A 22,491-nucleotide genomic window follows, 5' to 3' on the forward strand; every position below is an offset into this window, starting at 1 on the left:
GGAACTTTTATGAGTTATCAGTCTGTTCTTCGCCCGGGCTTGTTTGAAGGCCAGGTGTTTATCGTGACCGGCGGTGGCTCCGGTATTGGCCGCTGCACGGCTCACGAACTGGCGGCGCTCGGTGCCCGGGTTGCGCTGGTGGGTCGTAAGCAGGAGAAGGTAGACGCGGTTAAGGCCGAGATTGAGGAAGACGGCGGTATTGCCAGTGCTCATGCCTGCGATATCCGTGAGGAGGAGTCAGTCAAGGCGACGGTGAAGGCGATTATTGAGACCCACGGTGGGCTGAACGGGGTGGTGAACAACGCCGGCGGGCAGTTTGCGTCTCCGTTGACGGGGATTAACCAGAAGGGTTGGGAAACCGTGGTGCGCACGAATCTGACCGGTGGTTTTCTGATTTCCCGGGAGGCCTATACCCAGGCGTTGAGCAAATCCGGCGGTTCGATCGTGAACATTGTGGCGGATATGTGGGGCGGTATGCCGGGCATGGGCCACTCAGGGGCCGCCCGGGCCGGGATGGTGAATTTTACCCAGACGGCGGCGGTTGAGTGGGCGCCGTCCGGGGTTCGGGTGAATGCGGTGGCGCCGGGGTGGATTGCTTCCAGCGGGATGGATAATTACCCGACTCATATGAAGTCGTGGATTCGCAGCCTGGCGGATGCGGTGCCGATCAAGCGGATGGGCACGGAATCGGAGGTGAGTTCGGCGATCTGTTTCCTGCTTAGCCCGGGGGCGGCGTTTATCAGTGGCGATTGTCTGCGGATTGACGGTGCGGCATCCCAGGGCGGGCGTGTGTGGCCGATGCCGAAGGCAAAGAATAACGAGCCCTACAACGGTTTCCATCGGGCGGTAACGCCGAAAGTTTTGAGTGACGACTGAGGATTTCCCATGCAGGTACTGGAAACAACAATAAGCCCCCAGTCCGACGAGTTCCGGGCCAATGTCGAGGCCATGGAAGCCCATATCACCACTTTCCGGGACGTGGAGCAGAAGGTGCTGGACCTGGCGGAATCGGCCCGGGAGAAGTTTACCAAGCGGGGCAAATTGCTGCCGCGGGATCGCATCAATCGGTTGCTGGATCGGGGCAGTGAGTTTCTGGAGCTGTGCTCCCTGGCCGGTTACAAGATGCACGATGACAAAGACGGCTCCATGGCCGGTGGCGGGATTATTGCCGGTATTGGCAGGGTAGCCGGAGTGCGCTGTCTGGTGGTCGCCAGCAACAGCGCCATCAAAGGCGGAACCATTACCCCTGCCGGTCTGGACAAGACCCTGCGCCTGCAGCAGATTGCCATGGAGAACAAACTGCCGGTGGTGTCGCTGTCAGAATCTGGCGGCGCCAACCTGAACTACGCCACGGATATTTTTGTGCTCGGCGCCCGGGGGTTTGCCAACCAGGCGCGGATGTCCGCAGCCGGAATTCCGCAAGTGACCGTGGTGCATGGCAACGCCACCGCCGGTGGTGCTTATCAGCCGGGTCTGTCGGATTATGTGATCACCGTGCGCGAGCAGGCCAAGATGTTTCTGGCCGGCCCGCCACTGCTGAAGGCGGCCACGGGCGAGGTCGCCAACGATGAAGAACTGGGCGGTGCAGAAATGCACGCCACCGTGGCTGGCACCGCTGAATACCTGGCCGAAGACGACGCCGATGGCATCCGCCAGGCCCGGGAAATTCTCGGCGCCCTGCCCTGGAATGAAAACCTGCCACTGCGCCAGGAACCCCAATGGGATGAGCCGCTGTATCCGGCTGACGAGCTGCTCGGAGTGATTCCTTCTGACGCCAAGAAACCTTACGACGTTCGTGAAATCCTCGCCCGCATCGCCGACGGCTCCCGTTTCCTGGATTTCAAGAACGACTACGACAACCAGACCGTATGCGGCACCATCCGCATCCACGGCCACAGTGTCGGTATTATCGGCAACAACGGCCCGATCACTCCGGCCGGTTCCACCAAGGCGGCGCAGTTTATCCAGCTGTGCGACCAGGCCGGTACGCCAATCCTGTTTCTGCATAACACCACCGGTTTTATGGTGGGCACGCATTCCGAGCAGAACGGCATCATCAAACACGGGTCCAAGATGATTCAGGCCGTAGCCAATTGTCGGGTTCCGAAACTCGCCGTGGTGATAGGCGGTTCCTACGGCGCCGGCAACTACGCCATGTGCGGCCGGGGACTGGACCCGAGATTCATCTTCGCCTGGCCCAACAGCCGCACCGCCGTCATGGGCCCGGCCCAGGCTGGTAAGGTCATGCGCATTGTGGCGGAAGACAAGCAACGCAAAAGCGGCATCGAGCCGGACGAAAAAACCCTGGCGTTCCTGGAGCAGGCCACCGCCAAGAAACTCGAAGACGGCTCCACCGCCCTGTTCGGTACCGCACGGCTGTGGGACGACGGTCTGATCGATCCAAGAGACACCCGCCGAGTGCTGGCCATGGCACTGTCGGTTTGCCGTGAAGCCGAACAAAGACAACTACGACCCAACGTTTACGGCGTCGCCCGTTTCTGATTTCCACACTGATTGACTGGGAGAACAACAATGAAATTCACAGCCGAACACGAAGCCCTCAGAAAAACCGTCCGCGATTTCGTGGAAAAGGAAATCAACCCGCACTGCGACGAATGGGAAGAAGCCGGCGAGTTTCCGATTCACGACCTGTTCAAAAAACTCGGCAACCTGGGCCTGCTGGGCATCCAGAAGCCGGAGGAATACGGCGGCATGGGTCTGGACTACAGCTACAACCTGGTCGCGGCCGAGGAACTGGGCATGGCAAAATGTGGCGGTGTACCGCTGGCCGTGGGCGTGCAGACCGACATGTGTACCCCCGCCATCGCGCGCTTCGGCTCCGACGAACTCAAACGGGACTTCCTGGCTCCGGCCATCGCCGGCGATATGGTGGGCTGTATCGGTGTGAGTGAAGTGGGCGCAGGTTCCGACGTGGCCGGCCTGAAGACCACGGCGAAGAAAGACGGCGATGACTACGTCATCAACGGCTCCAAGATGTGGATCACCAACTCGCCGAAGGCGGATTTCATGTGCCTGCTGGCCAACACCAGCGACGACAAGCCCCACAAGAACAAGACCCTGATGATCGTACCCATGAACACACCGGGCATCACTTTCAGCCCGCACCTGAACAAGCTGGGTATGCGGTCGTCTGAAACGGCGCAGGTGTTCTTCGACGACGTGCGGGTTCCCCAGCGCAATCGCATCGGTGCCGAGGGCACGGGTTTTATGATGCAGATGCTTCAGTTCCAGGAGGAGCGTTTGTGGGGCGCGGCCAATGTCATCAAGGCTCTGGAAAACTGCGTTACCCAGACCATCGAGTACTGCCGCGAGCGCAAGACGTTTGGTCAGCCGCTGATCGATAACCAGTACATCCACTTCCGCCTGGCGGAGTTGCAGACCGAGATCGAAGCCCTGCGAGCGCTGACGTACCAGGCCTGTGAGCTGCACGTTGAAGGCAAGGATGTCACCAAGCTGGCGTCCATGGCCAAGCTGAAAGCAGGTCGTTTAGGCCGCGAAGTGACGGACGCTTGCCTGCAGTTCTGGGGTGGCAACGGCTACATGTGGGACAACCCCCTGTCACGGGCTTACCGAGATGTGCGGCTGGTCTCCATCGGCGGCGGCGCCGACGAAATCATGCTGGGCATTATCTGCAAGCTGATGGGCACCTTGCCTGGCAAGAAACGCGACTAACGTTGTGCAAGGCCTTGTGGGCAGGTAGGGCTTTCCGGGACACGCTGTAAATACATCCATGTACGCTTGACTGCAGCATCCCTGCTGCAGACAGTCCCGGAAAGCCCTACCTGCCCACAAGGCCCCGAACATTGCCATTAGTACCCGATGCCGGCCTGAAACGGAGCCTGATATGGAACAGCAATTACCACAGTGTGAAACCCTGATTCTCGAAAAACAGGGCCCGACACTGCTTATCACCATCAACCGCCCGGACGTCCGCAACGCCATGAGCCTTCACATGGTCGCGGAACTGTCCACCGTGTTCAGCGAAGTCGAACACGACCAAACCATCCGCGCCGTCGTCATCCGCGGCGCCGGTGGACACTTCTGCGCCGGCGGCGACATCAAAGACATGGCCGGTGCCCGGGGCCAGAAAGCCGGCGAAGGCCGCGACGACCCGTTCTACAAACTCAACCGCGCCTTCGGCCAGATGATCCAGCAGGTCAACGAATCCGCCAAAGTCGTCATCGCCATCACCGAAGGCGCCGTCATGGGCGGCGGCTTCGGCCTAGCCTGTGTCTCCGACCTCGCCATCGCCGGCCCGACAGCCAAATTCGGCATGCCGGAAACCACCCTCGGCGTCATCCCGGCCCAGATCGCCCCGTTCGTGGTCGAACGCATCGGCCTCACCCAGGCCCGACGACTGGCCTTGCTGGGTTTGAGAATCGACGCAACGGAAGCCTGCGCACTCGGCATCGTTCACCAGGTTGCAGAATCCGAAGAACAACTCAGCGACATGCTCAACCAGGCACTGGAACGCATTCGCCTGTGCGCCCCGAATGCCACGGCAGAGACCAAAGCCCTGCTGCACCGGGTCGGCCATGAAGCCATGGCCGGTCTGCTGGACGATGCCGCTGAAAAATTTGCGGCCGCTATCCGGGGACCAGAGGGCATGGAAGGCACCATGGCGTTCATGCAAAAGCGTGAACCAGATTGGGCCAGCAACAACAGCTAATTAACAACCAGAAGCCGCAGACCGTTAGTAAATTATCCTGCAGGCAAGAACAAAGTCAGCGGAAGCGCCGCTGGCGGGGAGGGCCTCCGGAAAATGTGCGGAGCCATGGATGGCGGAGCCCAAGCGCCACATGGATGTGCCGCAAGGAGCGTTTTTCCGGAGGCCCTCCCCGCCAGCGGTGCGCACGAGCACCCAAACACGCAGGCGCGTTTCAAGACAGGTGACATACAAATGCTAAAAAAACTACTCATCGCTAACCGAGGCGAAATCGCCGTCCGGGTCATCCGCACAGCCAAGGCGCTGGGCTACCGCACCGTTGCCGTCTACTCCGAGGCCGACGCCAACGCCCTGCACGTTGAACAAGCCGACGAAGCCGTCTGCATAGGCCCGGCACAGGTTGCCGCCTCCTACCTGAACGCCGACGCCATCCTCGATGCCGCCGCCAAAACCGGCGCCGACTGCATCCACCCCGGCTACGGCTTCCTCTCCGAAAACTCCGGCTTCGCCAAAGCCATCAAACAGGCCGGCCTCACCTTCGTCGGCCCACCCGAAAACGCCATCGAACTCATGGGCAGCAAACGCCGCTCCAAAATCGCCATGCAAGAAGCCGGCGTACCGGTGGTTCCCGGATACGAGGGCAACAACGCCAGCGACGACGAGCTCATCACCGCCGCCAAAGACATTGGCTACCCCCTCATGCTCAAAGCTTCCGCAGGCGGCGGTGGCCGGGGCATGCGCCTGGTGGAAAGCGAAAACGAGCTGGCCGACAACATCAAGCGGGCCCGCTCAGAAGCAAAGCAAGCCTTCGGCGACGACGAACTGATCATCGAGAAAGCCGTTATCGAACCCCGCCACGTGGAAATCCAGGTCTTTGCCGATCGCCATGGCAACGCCGTGTACCTGGGCGAACGGGACTGCTCCGTGCAGCGCCGGCACCAGAAAGTGGTTGAAGAAGCGCCCTCACCCTTTGTTACCCCTGAGTTGCGCAAAGCCATGGGCGAAGCGGCCGTCAAAGCCGCCCTGGCCTGCGGTTACGAAGGCGCCGGCACCGTGGAATTCCTGGTCGACAAAGACCGCAACTTCTACTTCCTGGAAATGAACACCCGCCTGCAGGTGGAACACCCGGTCACCGAACTGATCACTGGTCAGGACCTGGTCGCCTGGCAGCTGATGGTCGCCGAAGGCCGCTCGCTGCCGCTAGCGCAGGACGAGATTGAACTCAACGGCCATGCCATCGAGGTGCGCCTGTACGCCGAAGACCCGGCCAACGGCTTTACTCCACAAACCGGCACCCTGCATCAATTTACCCCGGCCGAAGGGAAAGGATTGCGCTACGACACCGGCGTGCGCTCCGGCGATGTGGTCAGCCCCCACTACGACCCCATGCTGGCGAAAGTCATTGCCTGGGGCCAGAACCGGGACGAAGCTCGCCGCCGGCTGATCCGGGCCCTGGAAGATACCGCCGTATTTGGTGTGACCACCAACCGGCACTTCCTCAGTCGCATTATTGCCGACGACACCTTCGGTGCCGGTGAAGCCACCACCGCGTTCCTGCAACAGGCGTTCAAGGATGATCCATCCCTGGCGCCCCAGCCGCTCACCATCCGTGAACTGGCCCTGAGCGCCTGCGTTCTCAGCTTAAGCGGCACAGGTCAGGAGGGCTGGAGCAACGCCCCGGCTACGGTCATGCCCATGAAGCTGGAAACTCAGGATGACAGCCTGGAACTGCTGGTCCGCCACAGCGGCCACACACTGCAGGTATCCCACGGCGAAGAACATTACGAGCTGCAGCTGCAAAGCCATGAACCTGGCCTGCTATGCATTATCGACAACGGGGTTCGTCAGCGGTGCCAATACTACCGGAGCGGAGATTCCCTATATTTGCAGGCATTCGGGCGCTCCTGGTCAGTTCGGGACATCACCCACCAGCCGGCACAGGGTGCCCAAGGCGCCGGCAGTGGCAAGGTACAGGCCAGCATGGACGGCGGCATCATTGATGTGTTGGTGGCCGAAGGGGATCAGGTTGAACAGGGCCAGACTCTGGTAATCCTGGAAGCCATGAAAATGGAGCACCCGGTGAAAGCCGATCGCAGCGGCACCATCGGCCAATTGCTCGCCCGGCAGGGTGATCAGGTTAAACGGGGCCAACTGCTGGTTCAGGTAGAAGCTAACGAGGAGGCCGACGCATGAGCCGACTCCATCAACGCACCGTGTTCATCACCGGCGGCAGCCGGGGCATCGGCCGCGCCATCGCTCTGGCCTGCGCCCGGGAAGGCGCCAATGTGGTGATTGGCGCCAAGACCGATACACCGCATGCGAAACTACCGGGCACCATCCACACCGTGGCGGAGGAAATCCGCAACGCCGGCGGCCAGGCGCTGCCGCTGGTGCTGGACGTGCGGGATGAACGCCAGGTAAGGCAACGAATGGAAGAAGCCGCCAATCATTTCGGCGGCATCGACGCACTGGTCAACAACGCGGGCGCCATCCGCCTGACTGGTGTCGAAAACCTGAAGGTAAGCCGCTACGACCTGATGCACCAGGTCAATGCCCGGGCGGTGTTCACTTGCAGCCAGGCTGCCCTGCCCTGGCTGAAGGAATCCGGTGGCCACATCCTGAGCCTGTCGCCGCCACTGAACCTGAACACCCGGTGGTTTGCCCAATACGGGCCCTACACCACCACAAAATATGGGATGACCATGCTCAGTATGGGTATGGCCGAGGAATTCCGACGATACGGCATCGCCGTGAACTGCCTGTGGCCAAAAACGCTGATCGCCACGGCGGCCATCGAGTACGAAGTGGGTGGGCCGCAACTCATGGCCCAGGGCCGCAAACCGGAGATCATGGCGGATGCGGCCATCAGCATTCTCTCCCGCACCGCAGAGGAACTGACGGGGCAGGCGCTGATTGATGAAGAGGTGCTTCGTCAGGATGGCATAGAGGATTTTGAACACTACCGGTACGCACAGGGCGACAAACCGCTACTGCCGGATCTGTTCCTGGATTAGCCGCGGGGCTCTTTGTGTTGCTCCGCGGTTCAAAACCTATAAAGACAATGACGACTGAAACGGAAGCAACATGAGCCAAGACATCGTAACCGCGCGCGACATCCTACGCAGCCTGCCAACGGTCCTGAAAAAATTCCCCTATGTGGCCAAGGGGCTTTATTACTACCGGCTGAAGGACGACAACAAAGACCTGACGCTGGGCCGGCTGGTTGAACGCAACGCCGACAAATACCCCCAACGCCCGGCCATTCTGTTTGATGATCGCACCATTACCTGGTCAGAGCTCGACGCATGGAGCAACCGGGTTGCCCATTACCTGAAGGACCAGGGGCTGGTGAAGGGCGACGCCATTGCCGTGCTGCTGGATAACCGCCCGGAACTGCTGGCCACCGTGGTTGGCGCCGCCAAGGTCGGCGTGGCCTGCGCCATGCTGAATACCTCACAGAAGGGCAAGGTCCTGGCCCACAGCATCAACCTGATCCAGCCCCGTATGCTGGTGGTGGGCGCTGAACTGGTTGACCACGCCGAGGGCGTGCGTGACGACATCCAGCTACGCCACACCAAGCCCCTGCAGTACCTGGCCGATGCCAATACCCTCAATACGTTTGGTGAAGCACCGCAGGGCTACACCAACATGGCGCTCGAAGTCAGCCAGCGGTCTTCCACCCGTCCCATGCTCTCCAACAACGTTACTATGGGCGATACGGCTGTTTATCTGTACACCTCCGGCACCACTGGCTTGCCCAAGGCCGCCCCTGGCTCACATCGCAAGTTTATCCGGGCCTATGGCGGCTTTGGCATGCTGTCCCTCGCCATGGAACCGGAAGACGTTCTCTACTGCACCCTGCCCCTGTATCACGGCACCGCGCTGCTGGTGTGCTGGGGCTCGGTACTGGCCGGCGGCTCCGCCATCGCCCTGCGCCGCAAGTTCTCCGCCAGCGCGTTCTGGGACGACGTCCGGAAATACAACGCCACCACCTTCGGCTACGTCGGTGAACTCTGCCGCTACCTGCTGAACCAGCCCCCCAGCGCACAGGACCGCAACCACCATTTGACCAAAATGATCGGCAATGGCCTGCGCCCGTCGATCTGGACCGAGTTCAAGGAGCGTTTCGGCATCGACAAAGTGGCGGAGCTTTACGCCTCGTCTGAGGGCAACATCGGCTTCAGCAACTTCTTCAACATGGACAACACCGTGGGCTTCTCCACCGCCCCGTACAAGCTGGTGAAGTACCATGAGGGCACCCGCGACCCGATCCGAAATAGCAAAGGTCGCCTGGAAGAAGTGAAAAAAGGCCAGCCGGGTTTGCTGATCGGCGAGATCAACAAGAAGTGGGCGTTCGAGGGCTACACCCAGAAAGAGGCCACGGAAAAATCGATCCTTCGTGATGCCTTCAAAAAAGGCGATGCCTGGTTCAACACCGGCGATGTGCTGAAGGAAATCGGCTGCCGGCACCTGCAGTTTGTCGACCGCATGGGCGATACCTTCCGTTGGAAGGGTGAGAATGTTTCCACCACCGAGGTGGAGAACATTATCGACGGCTCCGGCATGGTTCAGGAGGCAATTGTCTACGGCGTGGAGATTCCGAACACCAATGGCAAAGCCGGCATGGTGACGCTGGTGCCGCAGAATCCGGAGGCGTCTTTTGATGCGGACAGGCTGTTCGCCTATCTTCAGGACAATTTGCCACCGTATGCGATACCGGTTTTCGTGCGGGTAACCCACGCCATCGAGAAGACGGGCACGTTCAAGTACCGGAAGGTGGATATCCAGAAGCTTGGCTACTCTCTGTCTCGCCCCCATGAGGAGGTTTACGCGTGGCTTCCGGGCTCATCCTCGTACACGCAGCTTACGCCGGAGTTGGTGGCCGATATCGATGCTGGTGGTGTTCGGTTCTGACTTTTGGTGGTGGGGGCTAGTTCGGCCCTAGCCTGCCGGGTTTCGGGGGTGGTGAGAGTGGGGACTCCCTCCCAAAAAACGCTACGAGCACATCCATGTGCGCTTCGCTCCGGCCATCCATGGCCTCCGAGATTTTTGGGAGGGAGTCCCCACTCTCACCCTCGAATTTCGGGACAATAGTCAGCAAAAACAGGACTCACCAGCGTCATTATTCAGATGACTATTCCTCGATGCTCGAACGCCGGGTTGGGGACGTCTTCCAAAAAATCTTGAGGGCCAGGGATGGCCCGAACGAAGCGCACATGGATGTGCTCGTAGCGTTTTTTTGGAAGACGTCCCCAACCCGGCGCACACCTGAACCAGAAGGCTAGGAAACCAGCTCAGACCAAGGTTCAGGAACCAACCCGAAGAACAATCTTACCCGTGGCACGGCGACCAGTCAGGGCTCCCAGAGCCTCGGCGTACTGGTCGAACTCGAAAATTTCGCTGACCTTCGGGTCGATTTTGCCCTCGCTGTACAGCTGCAACAGCTCCATCATGTTCTTCGCACTGGCCTCCGGCTCCCGCTGGGTGAAGCTGCCCCAGAACACCCCGACCACCGAACAGCCCTTCAGCAACGTCAGGTTTGCCGGTACCTTTGGAATATCGCCTGCGGCAAAGCCGATGATCAAGTGGCGGCCGTTCCAGGCCATAGAACGCAGGGCCTGTTCGGTGAAGTCGCCGCCGACCGGGTCGTAGATCACGTCCACACCCTTGCCTTTGGTGAGCTTCTTCACCGCTTCTTTCAGGGATTCTTCAGAGTAGTTGATCAGCTCATCAGCGCCGGCGGCCTTGGCCACCTCCAGCTTTTCGGCTGTGCTGGCCGCCGCGATTACCTTTGCGCCCATGGCCTTGCCTAGTTCAACGGTCGCCAGACCAACACCACCGCTGGCGCCAAGCACCAGCAAGGTCTCGCCAGGCTGAATGTTAGCCCGCTGTTTCAGCGCATAATAGGAGGTGCCATACACCATCATGAAACCGGCCGCCTGTTCGTAAGGCATGCCGTCTGGAAGGGGCAACAGGTTGGATTCGGGGGCAACCACTTCTTCAGCAAACGCACCCCAGCCTGTGAGGGCCGCTACCCGGTCACCTGGCTTGAAGCGGGTGACTTTCTCGCCCACTTCGAGCACTTCACCCGCCAGCTCGCCGCCCGGTGAGAATGGCATGGGTGGCTGCAGTTGGTATTTGCCCTCTATGATCAGGGTATCCGGGAAGTTGAGGCCCGCGGCCTTCACCCGGATTTTCACGCCCCGGCCCTTGGCCTCCGGGCTTGGGATGTCTTCAATAACCAGGTTTTCGGCAGGTCCGTATTCTTTGCACAGAATGGCTTTCATGATCTCTCCTGATACCTTGGGGCCGATCAGCGTAACTGCAGTGTTCGGGCTCAAGCGGCGTCTTGTTCAGCTTTTTTATTGAATCGCACCAAGCTAAACGCAGTTGCATCATGAAGCAAATCAAGATCGCTTATCGTTTCGTATAAACCACGCTGATTCAGCCCTACAACATAGTCGCGCTGACCGCCAGCGCCACGACCAGGCCCACCGCAGCAACAACCAGCCCGGCTTTAAGGCCTGGTGACAGCGTTTGTGGGGCGGGTGACGTACTGCGGACCGGCTCGTCGTAGTTGACCAGCTTCTGGTCCTGACTGGAGCGGCGGATCAGGTCGATCATTTCTTCACACTGGGTGCTGTCAAAAGCGGATGGATTGAACTCTGGCAAGTGGTGCTTCTGAAGAAATGCCTGAACATCTGCAGAGGCCGGCACGTACTTCATCGACCAGTTTGTGAACGACCGCTCGGCCACCGGCTCCTCGATCAACGTCCGGACATTACGATGCCTTGGGTCCTGAAGAATTCTCTGGTAAGTGTCCCGAACGGCCTCCTCTTCACCCTCCAGATATTGGAAAAAGCGGTTGTCACCGTAATACAGCCCGCCTACAAGCCCTACTTTTCCGTTGTTCCGACGAGACACAAGCAGAATACGGGCAACGTGGGGCTCAACCCCTTTCTCCAGAGGTTTGGCTTCAAAGGTTGCTTCACTGGCGTAGGCAAGGCGAATCAGCGGCATTTATGGTGTACTCCGGATCAATGAAAACGGGGGTCGTTTAACATACGCCATGTCAGCGGCTGGCAGATCACTCTTCAGGTAATTCTGTATCCTGTCTCCGTTCTTCATCATTTCTCGGCACAGGTGGGGTGCCGTCAGGTGAATCCAAGCCCGTTTTCGGCTATCCTTCGCACTCCCGTTTGATCACCCTTGCTTACGTACACTTTCTGCCCCAGAGCCGGCCATGTTCGACATCATCTATACACTTGAAATGATTGGGGTTGTGGCATTTGCCATTTCCGGCATGATTGTCGCTCGTTCGAAGAACATGGACCCCGTGGGCATTTTTGCCATCGGTTTTATTACTGCGCTGGGTGGCGGCACGTTGCGGGATCTGATCATGGATAACCACCCGCTGTACTGGATCAAGCACCAGGAGCAGCCTATCCTGATTCTGGCCATGGCGATTGTATTCAGTTACTGGAGCCGGGCGCACAGCCTCAAGGAATCCCGTATTGTTTTCCCGGATGCCATTGGCCTCGGCATTTTCTCGATTCTCGGCGCCCAGTTGGCGCTGGACCTGGGCCATTCCTGGTTTATCGCGTCCATGCTCGGCGTAATGACGGGTTGCTTCGGCGGCGCACTGCGCGACACTCTGTGCAACGAAGTGCCCTTCATCTTTCGTAAGGATCAGATCTACGCCTCCATCGCATTCGCCGGATGCTGGCTGTACTTTGTGTGCCAGTGGTTCCTGGAAAGCGAGTCTATCGCCCTGACCATCGGCCTGTTGTTCATAGTAACCGTACGCATGGTGGCCGTCCGTTTCGATATCCGGCTACAGCGAGATCACAGCACGGGCTGAACGGTCAATCATTCCTTGGCCTTGGCCTGAGACCCGTGAGCCGGTAAGATTGCCGTTTTTTCACCCAGTTCACGATTTCCGCACGTAAACAGAGTTTCAAACCCCAACCCAGGCATCCCGAGAGGCAGACCCCCGTCATGCTTGAACGACTGTTCCAACTCCAGGCCCACGGCACCAATGTTCGTAAAGAAGTGGTAGCGGGCATTACCACCTTCCTGACCATGGCGTACATCATCGTGGTCAACCCCAGCCTACTGTCCTCCACCGGCATGGATTTCGGTGCGGTATTTGTTGCGACCTGCCTGGCGGCAGTGATCGGCACCCTGATTATGGGCTTGTGGGCCAACTACCCCATCGCACTGGCCCCGGGCATGGGCCTGAACGCGTTCTTCTCGTTCACAGTGGTAGGCAGCATGGGGTACACCTGGCAGGTGGCCCTGGGCGCGGTATTTCTCTCCGGTTTTCTGTTCTTCCTGCTGAGCATCTTCAAGGTGCGGGAGTGGATCATCAATTCCATTCCCATGTCTTTGCGGTTTGGTATTTCTGCCGGCATTGGCTTCTTCCTGGCCCTGATTGCCCTGAAAAACGCCGGTATTGTAGTGGATCACCCCGCGACGCTGGTCAGCCTGGGTGACGTCATGGTTCCCGAGGCACTGCTTTTCTTCGGTGGTTTTGTGCTGATCTGTGCGCTGTCTTTCCGTCAGATCACCGGTTCTGTGATGATCGGCATTATCGCCATTACCGTGATCGCGATGATGCTGGGCATGGTGGAGTATCAGGGGCTTGTGTCGGCCCCACCAAGCATTGCCCCCACCTTTATGCAGCTGGACCTGGCTGGCGCCCTGAACGTAGGCATGATCAGCGTGGTGTTTGCCTTCCTGTTTGTGGACCTGTTCGATACTTCCGGCACCCTGGTGGGCGCTGCCCAAAAAGGCGGCCTGCTGGATAAAGACGGCAAGCTGCCGCGCCTGGGCCGGGCCCTGATGTCAGATTCGGTAGCAACCATGGCGGGCTCTGCACTGGGTACATCCACCACCACCAGCTATGTGGAATCCACCGCCGGTATCGCGGCAGGTGGCCGCACCGGCCTGACCGCCGTCGTGGTCGCCCTGCTGTTCCTGGCCTGCCTGCTGTTCTCACCCATTGCCAGCGTTATCCCGCCTTACGCAACGGCCCCGGCGTTGCTTTACGTTGCCTGTCTGATGGCCAGCGGTCTGAAACTGGTGGACTGGGACGACATCACCGACATCGCTCCGGCCATCGTCACCGCCTTGATGATGCCGCTGACGTTTTCTATCGCCCATGGTATTGCCCTCGGCTTTATCACCTACGTGGCAGTCAAGGCCCTGGCCGGCAAATGGTCTGATCTGAACTGGAGCGTCACCACCATCGCCGTTGTCTTCGTTCTGAAATTCATGTTTCTGGATCTGGCGTAAGCCGGGTCCACACAGGTGAGTTATGGATTATTTTTCCGAGAGTATAAAGAAAGCCATCCGCACCGTGCCGGACTGGCCAAAGCCCGGGGTTTCCTTCCGGGATATCACCACGGTTCTGCAAGACAAGACCGCGTTCCGCAAGCTGATTGACGCCTTTGTGCACCGCTACCATGGCCAGCAAATCGACGCCGTGGCCGCGGTGGATGCCCGCGGTTTTATCATCGGCTCGGCCCTGGCCTATGAGCTCAACGCCTCACTGGTACTGGTGCGCAAGAAGGGTAAACTGCCTTTTGATACCCTGGTGGAAGACTACGAGCTGGAATACGGCACGGCGTCGGTGGAGCTGCACAAGGACGCCTTCAAGCCGGGCGATAAAGTGGTGCTGGTAGACGACCTGATTGCCACCGGCGGCACCATGCTGGCCGCAACCCGACTGATTCGGCGCATTGGCGCGGAAATCGTGGAAGTAGCCGCCATGATCGACCTGCCAGACCTGGGCGGTTCGCGCAAGCTGCAGGAAGACGGCCTGCAGGTTTATACTGTGTGTTCGTTCGAGGGAGAATAACCACCGTTAAAGGAGGCGACCATGCCCGATTATCAACATCACTGGAAAGATGGCACACCGGTTCATCTACCCCTGGGCAAAATCGTGTGCATTGGTCGCAACTACGCTGAGCACGCGCGGGAACTGAATAACCCGGTGCCCGACGAGCCGTTGCTGTTCATCAAACCGTCAACGGCAGCGGTACATATTACCCGCCCTCTGGACTTCCCCCGCAACCAGGGCGAAGTCCACTTTGAAACCGAACTGGCCGTGCTCATCGGCCGGCCGCTCACCAACGCTTCTGCCAGCGAAGCCGAGGGGGCCATTCTGGGCTACGGCCTGGCGCTGGACCTGACGCTGCGGGATGTACAAAGCAAGCTCAAGGAGAAAGGCCAGCCCTGGGAGCGGGCCAAGGCCTTTGACGGCGCCTGCCCGCTCTCCCCGTTTGTGGCTGCCGACAAGCTTCCCAAAGGCAACATCCGTTTCACTCTGGACATAAACGGACAACGCCAACAGACCGGCGACACCCGTGATATGCTGAACCCCATTGTGCCGCTGATCGCCCACATGAGCAGCCAGTTCACCCTGCAGCCCGGGGACGTGGTGCTGACCGGAACTCCCAAAGGCGTCGGGCCACTGGTCTCCGGCCAGACCCTGTCGCTGGAACTGGAAGATGTGCTGTTTGTGGAGACAACAGTGGTCTGATTTGCCCGCCTGAACGCATATTCAGGCGAACCACGCGTTTCAGGGAAACAGACAGGACCATGGCGAAGAAACCGGTTACGTCCCGTACAGGACGCTTCTTCAAACTCGCAGGCATGACAGCCTCCGTGGCGGGCCAGTACGCGGGCCAAAGGGCCCGGCGCATGTTCCGCACGGTCGACGACGAAGGCGCTCGTAGCGAGAGTTACACCCGTATGGCCGGCGAGATTGCCGACACCTTGGGTGAACTCAAGGGTGCAGTGATGAAGGTGGGGCAAATTGCGTCCCAGACCCAGGACTTCCTGCCCAAAGAGTTTTCCCAGGCTCTGGAAAAGCTCCAGAAAGAAGCCCCACCCATGCCTTTCGATGTCATTCTTGCGCAGGTGGAGAGCGAGCTGGGCAAACCGGTGGGCGAACTGTTCGAGTACCTGCAGGAAACCCCCTACGCATCCGCCTCCATCGGCCAGGTACATCGTGCTCGGCTGCACGACGGCACCGATGTGATCGTCAAGGTGCAGTACCCCGGCGTTGACGAATCCTGCGACTCCGACCTGAAACAGCTACGCCTGGCCCTGAAGCTGGGCGGCCTGCTGAAAATGCCCAAGGAGACCGTAGACCAGCTGTTCGGCGAAATCCGCCTGCGCCTGAAAGAAGAACTGGACTACGAAAACGAAGCCCGCAATCTCAAACTCTTTCACGAATTCCACAAAGACCAGCCCTGGGTGGTTATTCCGGAGGTGGTCGACAGCCACTCCACCCGGCGGGTACTGACCCTGGAACTGGTGGAAGGCGACCATGTCAGCCAGGTGACCCCGGAACGCTACAGCCAGGAAACCCTCAACGACATCGGCCACCGCATCTTCACCATCATGGCCGACCAGCTGTTCCGCTTCCAGTGCATCCACGGCGACCCACACGCCGGCAACTTCGCCTACCGGCCGGATGGCACCATCATCATGTACGACTTTGGCTGTGTTAAAAAACTGAAGCCGGAGATTGTGGAGGCGTACCGAAAAGCACTGATTGCAGCGTTGGATGAAGATTACCAGGCTCTCGATCAATATCTGATCGATCTTGGCGCCAGGGTTGATAATCAACCAGCAGTAGACGAAGCCTACTACGCCATGTGGCGAGACATCCTGATCATTCCGTTCCTGAATGATGAGCCTTACGACTTTGCCGAGGCCGACATCCACAAGCACGTAGCGGCAAAAACCAGCACCGTGTTCAAATACCTGGATTACTTCAAGCCGCCCGTGGAGAGCATCTTTATAGACCGGATGATTGCCGGGCATTACTGGATGTTGAAACGACTGGGTGTACAGGCAGCTTTCAGATCAGAATTGGAAAAATACCTGAGAGGTTGAGGAACGGGCCCTGTCGGGGAGTGCCAAATATGTAGCACAGCAGCACTCCAAACATGGGTGCTAGCCCAACATCGTGACCCACTCACTCAAGCCATCACTCGCACCTTTACGAATGACCCTTGCCCTGGAAACCGAGGCCGGCTCGCCGGGATCAATCACGGTGATGGGCACATCGATGTCGACCTCGTAAACCAGTCCGGCAGCCGGGTAGACCTGTAGGGATGTCCCAACAATAAGCAGACGGTCAGCAGTACGAACCACCTCAGCGGCCGCATCCAGCATCGGCACTTCCTCACCGAACCAGACAATATGCGGCCGCAGCTGGGTGCCGCGTTCGCATACATCGCCGGGGTGAATTTCCTTGTAGCCGATGTCGTAAATCAGCTCAGGAAAACCAGAGCTGCGGGCCTTGGTGAGTTCGCCGTGAAGGTGTAGCACGTTGGTGGAGCCGCCCCGCTCGTGCAGGTCATCCACGTTCTGGGTAACCACCGTGACGCGGTAGCGGCTTTCCAGCTCGGCCAGCAGGCGATGGGCAGGATTGGGCTGGGCAGATTCCAGCTGGTGCCGGCGCTCATTGTAGAAACGCAGCACCAGTTCCTGATTACGGGCAAAGGCCTCCGGCGTGGCCACGTCGTACACGCTGTGTTGCTCCCACAGGCCGCCGCTGTCGCGGAAGGTGGAGAGACCGCTTTCAGCGCTGATACCAGCGCCGGTGAGCACGACTATGTGTTCCTGCACTCGCCGAAAACCTCGCCTTCAACGAACCCGGATCAATCGAAAATCTTGCCCGGGTTCATGATGCCATTGGGGTCGAACACCTGCTTGATGCCGCGCAGATAGGCAATTTCCGCCTCGCTGCGGGTGTACTGCAGGTAGGGCTTCTTGGTCATGCCCACACCGTGTTCGGCGGACACACTGCCCTGGTAGCGCTCAACAATCTCGAACACCCACTTGTTCACCTGCTGACATTTCTCGAAGAAATCCTCGTTGGCCATGCCTTCAGGCTTGAGAATGTTCAGATGCAGGTTGCCATCACCAATGTGGCCGAACCAGATGATCTCGAAGTCCGGGTAGTGGTCGGTCACCACGCTTTCGATTTCCTGCAGGAAACCCGGCACCTTGGACACGACCACGGAAATATCATTCTTGTAGGGCGTACGCGGGGCAATCGACTCGGAAATCCGCTCCCGCAGCTGCCACAGGTTCTGGGCCTGGGTCTCGCTCTGGCTGATCACGCCGTCCAGCACCCAGCCTTCCTCTACGCAGTGCTCGAACAGCGCCATGGCATCGTCCATCACCTGGTCAGAGACTGCCTCGAACTCCAGCAGCGCGTAGTAAGGTGCTTCTGTTTCAAATGGAGCCTGCACCTGGCCGTGAGCCAGAACGTGGCCCATGGCCTGATGGGAGAAGAACTCGTAGGCGGTCAGGTCCAGCTTGCTCTGGAACTTCTGCAGCACATCCATGGTGTTGGTCAGGTCCCCCAGCCCCAGCACCAGCACCGTCAGGTTGTCTGGCTGGCGGGTGAGCTTCATGGTGGCTTCGGTAATAAAGCCCAGGGTACCCTCGGCACCGATAAACAGATGGCGCAGGTCGTAGCCGGTGTTGTTCTTTTCCAGGTCCTTGTTCAGGTCCAGGATATCGCCCTTTCCGGTGACCACTTTCAGGCCGGCCACCCAGTCGCGGCTCATGCCGTAGCGGATCACCTTGATGCCACCGGCATTGGTGGACAGGTTGCCGCCCAGCTGGCTGGAACCCGCTGAGGCAAAATCCACCGGGTAGTACAGGCCGTTTTCTTCGGCAAAATTCTGCAACTGTTCAGTGACCACCCCAGCCTGGCAACGCACAATGCGGTCGCTGGCGTTGAAATCCAGAATCTGGTTCATGTTGTCGAACGCGACGACCACCTCACCGTTCGCCGCCACCGCACCGGCACTCAAACCCGTGCGTCCGCCTGAGGGCACCAGCGCTATCTGGTTATCATTGGCAAACTTCACCAGCGCCTGCACCTGCTCAGTGCTCTTGGGCAGAACAATTGCCAATGGTTTGGGGGGATAGATCTTGGTCCAGTCCTTGCCATAGGTGTCCAGGTCGGCCGGGTCCGTCAGCACTTTTCCCGGTGCGTCACCGGCGGCTACCAGCTCTTTCAGGGAAGCAATGATCTGTTCGGAATTCATGGATGCGTCAGTCTCGTCAGGTTTGGGCCGGGCCTGTGGTTCGGCGATTCGCAAGGAATTGATTCAGGCAAACCGGCGCGCTGTGAAAAGTTCCTTTTATGGTATCATACCGCCCCTGTTCTGTGAGCCGGGTTGACGATCCCCGGCCGCGGTCATTTCACGTGACGAAAGGTTCGGAAGCAAGCCCATGTCAAATACGTCTCTCGAAAAGAGCAAAATCCGGATCCTGCTGCTGGAAGGCGTGCATCAATCCGCCATTGATACCCTGAACGCTGCGGGTTACACCAACATTGAGTACCTGTCCCATTCCCTGGGCGAGGAAGAGCTGATCGAGAAGATTGCCGATGCGCACTTCGTCGGTATTCGCTCCCGCACCCAGTTGACCGAGAAGGTATTTGACGCTGCCAAAAAGCTGGTGGCCGTGGGCTGTTTCTGTATTGGCACCAACCAGGTCGACCTGCAAGCCGCCACCCGCCGTGGTGTTGCGGTATTCAACGCACCGTTTTCCAACACTCGCTCCGTCGCCGAGCTGGTATTGGCCCAGGCCATCCTGCTGCTGCGCGGCGTGCCTGAGAAGAGCGCCAAGGCGCACCGGGGCGAATGGCTGAAATCCGCCAAGAACAGCTACGAAATCCGTGGCAAGAAGCTTGGCATCATCGGCTACGGCAATATCGGTACCCAGTTCAGTGTTCTGGCCGAAGGCTTGGGCATGGATGTGTACTTCTACGATGTGGTCTCCAAGCTGTCGATTGGTAATGCCACCCAGGTAGGCACCCTGCAGGAACTGCTGAACATCGCAGACGTGGTTTCCCTGCACGTACCGGAAACGCCGGCCACCAAGTACATGTTCAAGGCCGAGCAGTTCGCCCAGATGAAGCCTGGCTCCATCCTGATGAACGCATCCCGGGGCACCGTGGTCGACATCGACGCCCTGGCCGACGCCCTCCGTTCCGGCAAGCTGCTGGGTGCTGCGGTAGACGTGTTCCCGGTTGAGCCGAAGTCCAACGATGAAGAGTTCATCTCTCCGCTGCGCGAGTTCGACAACTGCATCCTGACCCCGCACGTGGGCGGTTCTACCATTGAGGCCCAGGAAAACATTGGTCGCGAAGTAGCCGAGAAGCTGGCCATGTACAGCGACAACGGCACCTCCGTATCCTCTGTGAACTTCCCGGAAGTGGCCCTGCCGTCGCACCCGAACCAGCACCGCCTGCTGCACATCCACGAAAACGTGCCAGGCGTGATGTCCGAGATCAACCAGGTATTCTCCGAGAACGGCATCAACGTTTGTGGCCAGTACCTGCAAACCAAGGAAGACATCGGCTATGTGGTTATTGATGTCGACAAGGCCTACGGCGAACTGGCGCTGGAAAAACTGCGCCAGGTGAAAGGCACTATCCGTTGTCGGGTACTGTTCTGAGCGCAGTGCTTACGCTAAAAAACCGGGGCCTGGCTCCGGTTTTTTTATGCCATTTCGGGCCACAATACCCCGAATCAAGGTGACTTCAACAAAACTTAATCCTGATGCCCTTGAGTTTCCAGCACCCGAGGCCATGCTGGTAGGTACCACTCATTGAAACGGTCGTGGTAAATGCCCGGCCCGACAGGAGAGTTAGCTATGTCATTGAAGGATTCTTTGCAGCGAAAACTGGAAACCCAGACAGAGCACTGGAGCAAACAGATCGAAAGTCTGAGAGCCGAGGCCAATGAGAAAATTGCCAAAGCAAAGGACGAAGAAGCTGAGGCCAAGATTCAGAGGGACTTCTCAGAACGCATCCAGGCCATGGAAGACCAGATTGAAACGGCCCGAACCAAGCTGGGCGAGCTGAAAGAGTCTGGCGAGAACCAGCTGGATGAACTCAAAAAACGCATTGATGAGTGGCTGCCCAGTAACACCAACTGATGCCACACCTGCCAACACGGCAAACAAAAAGCCCCGGTCTTTGCAGCCGGGGCTTTTTCGTTGGGCGATGGCAAAACCCGGCCGGGCTTTACTGCATCGGTACCAGGGTCAACTCAACACGACGGTTCTGCTCACGGCCAGAAGCGGTGTCGTTGGAGGCGATCGGGTAACGCTGGCCATAGCCCACAGCGCGGGTCCGGCGCGGCTCAATACCCTGATTCAGCAGGAAGTCACGAACGGATGACGCGCGGCGCTCTGACAACAGCTGGTTGTAGTTTTCAGATCCTGTGCTGTCGGTGTGGCCTTCGATCTGGATAATTGTCTTGTCGAATTCCTTGAGCACCAGAGCCACGGATTCCAGGGTGTCGTTGAAGCCAGGGCGGATGGTGGACTGGTTGGTATCGAAAGTGATGTTGCCAGGCATGATCAATTCAATCTGGTCACCGTTACGAACCACCCGAACGCCAGTGCCTTCCAGCTTATGGCGCAGCTCGGCTTCCTGACGATCCATGTAGTAGCCGATACCGCCACCGATGGCCGCCCCACCGGCCGCACCGATCAATGCGCCCTTGCCGCGGTCACTTTTGCTGGAGGTTGCCGCACCCACAGCAGCACCACCGATAGCACCAATAATACTGCCCTTGGTGGCACTGGAGGTCTTCTCCTCACCAGTGTAAGGGTCGTAAGTCATACAGCCACTGAGGCCAACGGTTGCCACTGCAAAGGCAAGAATGGTCTTTTTCACTGCTATCTCCTGCTTCAGTTCCTGACTGGCGGCCACCAAGTGGCGCAAACCAATGTGTTATTCCGCGAACGTATCAATAATGGTGTTAAACACCGTCGCCTGCAAATCCTGCGCTTCGTTTACCAGATGATGACGCCCATCCGGGATTCTTTGTTCCCTTACTGAGGCAAATTTATTCCGGATAATCCGCAAATTGTGCTGCCAGTCCACGGTCAGATCCTTTTCCCCCTGGACCACCGTCACCGGAAAATCCACCGGCCGTGCCGATTCTATATGTGGCACCCATTTACGCAGGGCCGTCACCCAATCCACATGCACGGCCCTGGCCTGGAGGGGATCATGCTCCCGCAGAAAGTCCAGAAAGCGCGCGTTGCCACTGTTGGCTCCGAACACCCTCCGCCAGCGGGTCAGGAACGGCTTGACCAGACTGTGCAGAATCTTGGCGCCCAACCACCCCATGGGACGAACCAGTGGCGCCAGCAACACCACCCTGCGGAAATCCGAGGTTTCCCGGTTATGGTGATTCGATAACAGGTAGTCGATCAGAATCGCCCCACCCGTACTCTGTCCTACCGCAAACCAGGGGCCGCGGATTTTATCCCGCACATGGGCCATCACCTCCGACAACACCGCCTGGTACTCCAGAAAGCTACCTATGGCTGCCGGCGTACCGCTGGACAACCCGTGCCCGGGCTGATCGTAGGCCAAGACATCAAAACCGGCCCCAAGGCAGCGGTCAATCAGCTGCGTGTACAGCCCCACATGATCAAAGTAACCATGCAGAATGAACACCGTGCCTTTGGGGGCAGACGACTCCGGCAGCCGGAAGTAATGAACCATCACCTCATGCCGTTCAGCCTTGATGTAACCCTGATGGTAAGTAACCTCCGGGTGCTCTACCCATAAGTCCAGGCCATAAAAACGGCAGTAGGCCTCCATCTCGACACTGAGTTCACGGTTGATGGCCGGATCAAAGGGTTCCAGACGATCCAGCAAAGAATGTCTGTCCCAGTTCGGAATTTCTATGGTATCTGTTTTCCAGTACACGTAGAGTTAAACGCCTGTCATGAATCGA

The 22,491-nt window shown here is 58.8% G+C and carries 20 protein-coding genes; 14 read left to right on the forward strand and 6 right to left on the reverse strand.

Annotated elements, in window-relative coordinates:
• Nucleotides 1-9: 9 nt before the first annotated feature.
• The 7 genes from ACNSOI_RS13760 (at nt 10) to ACNSOI_RS13790 (ending at nt 9,601) form a co-directional block, all read left to right on the forward strand.
• Complete coding sequence (locus ACNSOI_RS13760) at nt 10-876, forward strand: SDR family oxidoreductase (protein WP_420194296.1); 867 nt, start codon at nt 10-12, stop codon at nt 874-876.
• Between the two features lie 9 nt (nt 877-885).
• Complete coding sequence (locus ACNSOI_RS13765; protein WP_420194297.1) at nt 886-2,502, forward strand: acyl-CoA carboxylase subunit beta; 1,617 nt, start codon at nt 886-888, stop codon at nt 2,500-2,502.
• A gap of 30 nt (nt 2,503-2,532) precedes the next feature.
• Nucleotides 2,533-3,693, forward strand: a complete 1,161-nt coding sequence (gene atuD / locus ACNSOI_RS13770; RefSeq protein ID WP_420194298.1) for a citronellyl-CoA dehydrogenase — start codon at nt 2,533-2,535, stop codon at nt 3,691-3,693.
• Between the two features lie 172 nt (nt 3,694-3,865).
• Nucleotides 3,866-4,690, forward strand: coding sequence for an enoyl-CoA hydratase/isomerase family protein (locus ACNSOI_RS13775; RefSeq protein WP_420194299.1), 825 nt, complete (start codon nt 3,866-3,868; stop codon nt 4,688-4,690).
• A 231-nt stretch (nt 4,691-4,921) separates the two neighbouring features.
• Nucleotides 4,922-6,880: an acetyl/propionyl/methylcrotonyl-CoA carboxylase subunit alpha gene (locus ACNSOI_RS13780; RefSeq protein ID WP_420194300.1), complete on the forward strand. Its 1,959-nt coding sequence runs from the start codon at nt 4,922-4,924 to the stop codon at nt 6,878-6,880.
• Nucleotides 6,877-7,701: an SDR family oxidoreductase gene (locus ACNSOI_RS13785; RefSeq protein ID WP_061331611.1), complete on the forward strand. Its 825-nt coding sequence runs from the start codon at nt 6,877-6,879 to the stop codon at nt 7,699-7,701. The genes ACNSOI_RS13780 and ACNSOI_RS13785 overlap by 4 nt, the downstream gene beginning before the upstream one ends.
• Before the next feature lie 70 nt (nt 7,702-7,771).
• Nucleotides 7,772-9,601 carry a long-chain-acyl-CoA synthetase gene (locus tag ACNSOI_RS13790; RefSeq protein WP_420194301.1) on the forward strand — a complete coding sequence of 610 codons (1,830 nt, stop codon included), beginning with the start codon at nt 7,772-7,774 and terminating at the stop codon, nt 9,599-9,601.
• Between the two features lie 392 nt (nt 9,602-9,993).
• On the opposite strand, the gene ACNSOI_RS13795 is transcribed toward ACNSOI_RS13790, so the two are convergent.
• Complete coding sequence (locus ACNSOI_RS13795) at nt 9,994-10,974, reverse strand: NADPH:quinone oxidoreductase family protein (RefSeq protein ID WP_374812332.1); 981 nt, start codon at nt 10,972-10,974, stop codon at nt 9,994-9,996.
• A 163-nt stretch (nt 10,975-11,137) separates the two neighbouring features.
• Nucleotides 11,138-11,707 (reverse strand): BLUF domain-containing protein, encoded by a 570-nt coding sequence (locus ACNSOI_RS13800; RefSeq protein ID WP_061331614.1) that lies wholly within the window; start codon nt 11,705-11,707, stop codon nt 11,138-11,140.
• A 223-nt stretch (nt 11,708-11,930) separates the two neighbouring features.
• On the opposite strand from ACNSOI_RS13800, the gene ACNSOI_RS13805 reads away from it, so the two are divergent.
• The 5 genes from ACNSOI_RS13805 to ACNSOI_RS13825 all read left to right on the forward strand — a co-directional run bounded on the left by ACNSOI_RS13805 (nt 11,931) and on the right by ACNSOI_RS13825 (nt 16,597).
• On the forward strand, nt 11,931-12,548 hold the full coding sequence (locus tag ACNSOI_RS13805; RefSeq protein WP_420194302.1) for a trimeric intracellular cation channel family protein: 618 nt from the start codon (nt 11,931-11,933) through the stop codon (nt 12,546-12,548).
• Nucleotides 12,549-12,685: 137 nt separating this feature from the next.
• Nucleotides 12,686-13,984 (forward strand): NCS2 family permease, encoded by a 1,299-nt coding sequence (locus ACNSOI_RS13810; protein ID WP_061331616.1) that lies wholly within the window; start codon nt 12,686-12,688, stop codon nt 13,982-13,984.
• 22 nt (nt 13,985-14,006) lie between these two features.
• On the forward strand, nt 14,007-14,549 hold the full coding sequence (locus ACNSOI_RS13815; protein ID WP_152438733.1) for an adenine phosphoribosyltransferase: 543 nt from the start codon (nt 14,007-14,009) through the stop codon (nt 14,547-14,549).
• Nucleotides 14,550-14,570: 21 nt separating this feature from the next.
• Complete coding sequence (locus ACNSOI_RS13820) at nt 14,571-15,233, forward strand: fumarylacetoacetate hydrolase family protein (protein WP_072676648.1); 663 nt, start codon at nt 14,571-14,573, stop codon at nt 15,231-15,233.
• Between the two features lie 59 nt (nt 15,234-15,292).
• Nucleotides 15,293-16,597: an ABC1 kinase family protein gene (locus tag ACNSOI_RS13825; RefSeq protein ID WP_420194303.1), complete on the forward strand. Its 1,305-nt coding sequence runs from the start codon at nt 15,293-15,295 to the stop codon at nt 16,595-16,597.
• Nucleotides 16,598-16,657: 60 nt separating this feature from the next.
• On the opposite strand, the gene ACNSOI_RS13830 is transcribed toward ACNSOI_RS13825, so the two are convergent.
• Together ACNSOI_RS13830 and ACNSOI_RS13835 are read right to left on the reverse strand one after the other, a co-directional pair.
• Nucleotides 16,658-17,335, reverse strand: coding sequence for an SIR2 family NAD-dependent protein deacylase (locus ACNSOI_RS13830; protein WP_286251124.1), 678 nt, complete (start codon nt 17,333-17,335; stop codon nt 16,658-16,660).
• 32 nt (nt 17,336-17,367) lie between these two features.
• Entirely contained in the window at nt 17,368-18,771 is a 1,404-nt protein-coding gene (locus tag ACNSOI_RS13835; protein WP_138437144.1) for an FAD-binding oxidoreductase, read from the reverse strand.
• A gap of 187 nt (nt 18,772-18,958) precedes the next feature.
• On the opposite strand from ACNSOI_RS13835, the gene serA reads away from it, so the two are divergent.
• Complete coding sequence (serA, locus tag ACNSOI_RS13840; RefSeq protein ID WP_061331620.1) at nt 18,959-20,188, forward strand: phosphoglycerate dehydrogenase; 1,230 nt, start codon at nt 18,959-18,961, stop codon at nt 20,186-20,188.
• A 198-nt stretch (nt 20,189-20,386) separates the two neighbouring features.
• Complete coding sequence (locus ACNSOI_RS13845) at nt 20,387-20,671, forward strand: hypothetical protein (RefSeq protein ID WP_061331621.1); 285 nt, start codon at nt 20,387-20,389, stop codon at nt 20,669-20,671.
• An 88-nt stretch (nt 20,672-20,759) separates the two neighbouring features.
• Here the strand turns inward: ACNSOI_RS13845 and ACNSOI_RS13850 are convergent, their stop codons facing one another.
• Nucleotides 20,760-21,416 (reverse strand): OmpA family protein, encoded by a 657-nt coding sequence (locus ACNSOI_RS13850; RefSeq protein WP_061331650.1) that lies wholly within the window; start codon nt 21,414-21,416, stop codon nt 20,760-20,762.
• A gap of 57 nt (nt 21,417-21,473) precedes the next feature.
• Nucleotides 21,474-22,463, reverse strand: coding sequence for an alpha/beta hydrolase (locus ACNSOI_RS13855; RefSeq protein WP_061331622.1), 990 nt, complete (start codon nt 22,461-22,463; stop codon nt 21,474-21,476).
• Nucleotides 22,464-22,491: the final 28 nt, after the last annotated feature.

Source organism: Marinobacter sp. GH_1 (genome assembly GCF_048595985.1).
Classification (GTDB): Bacteria; Pseudomonadota; Gammaproteobacteria; order Pseudomonadales; family Oleiphilaceae; genus Marinobacter; species Marinobacter shengliensis.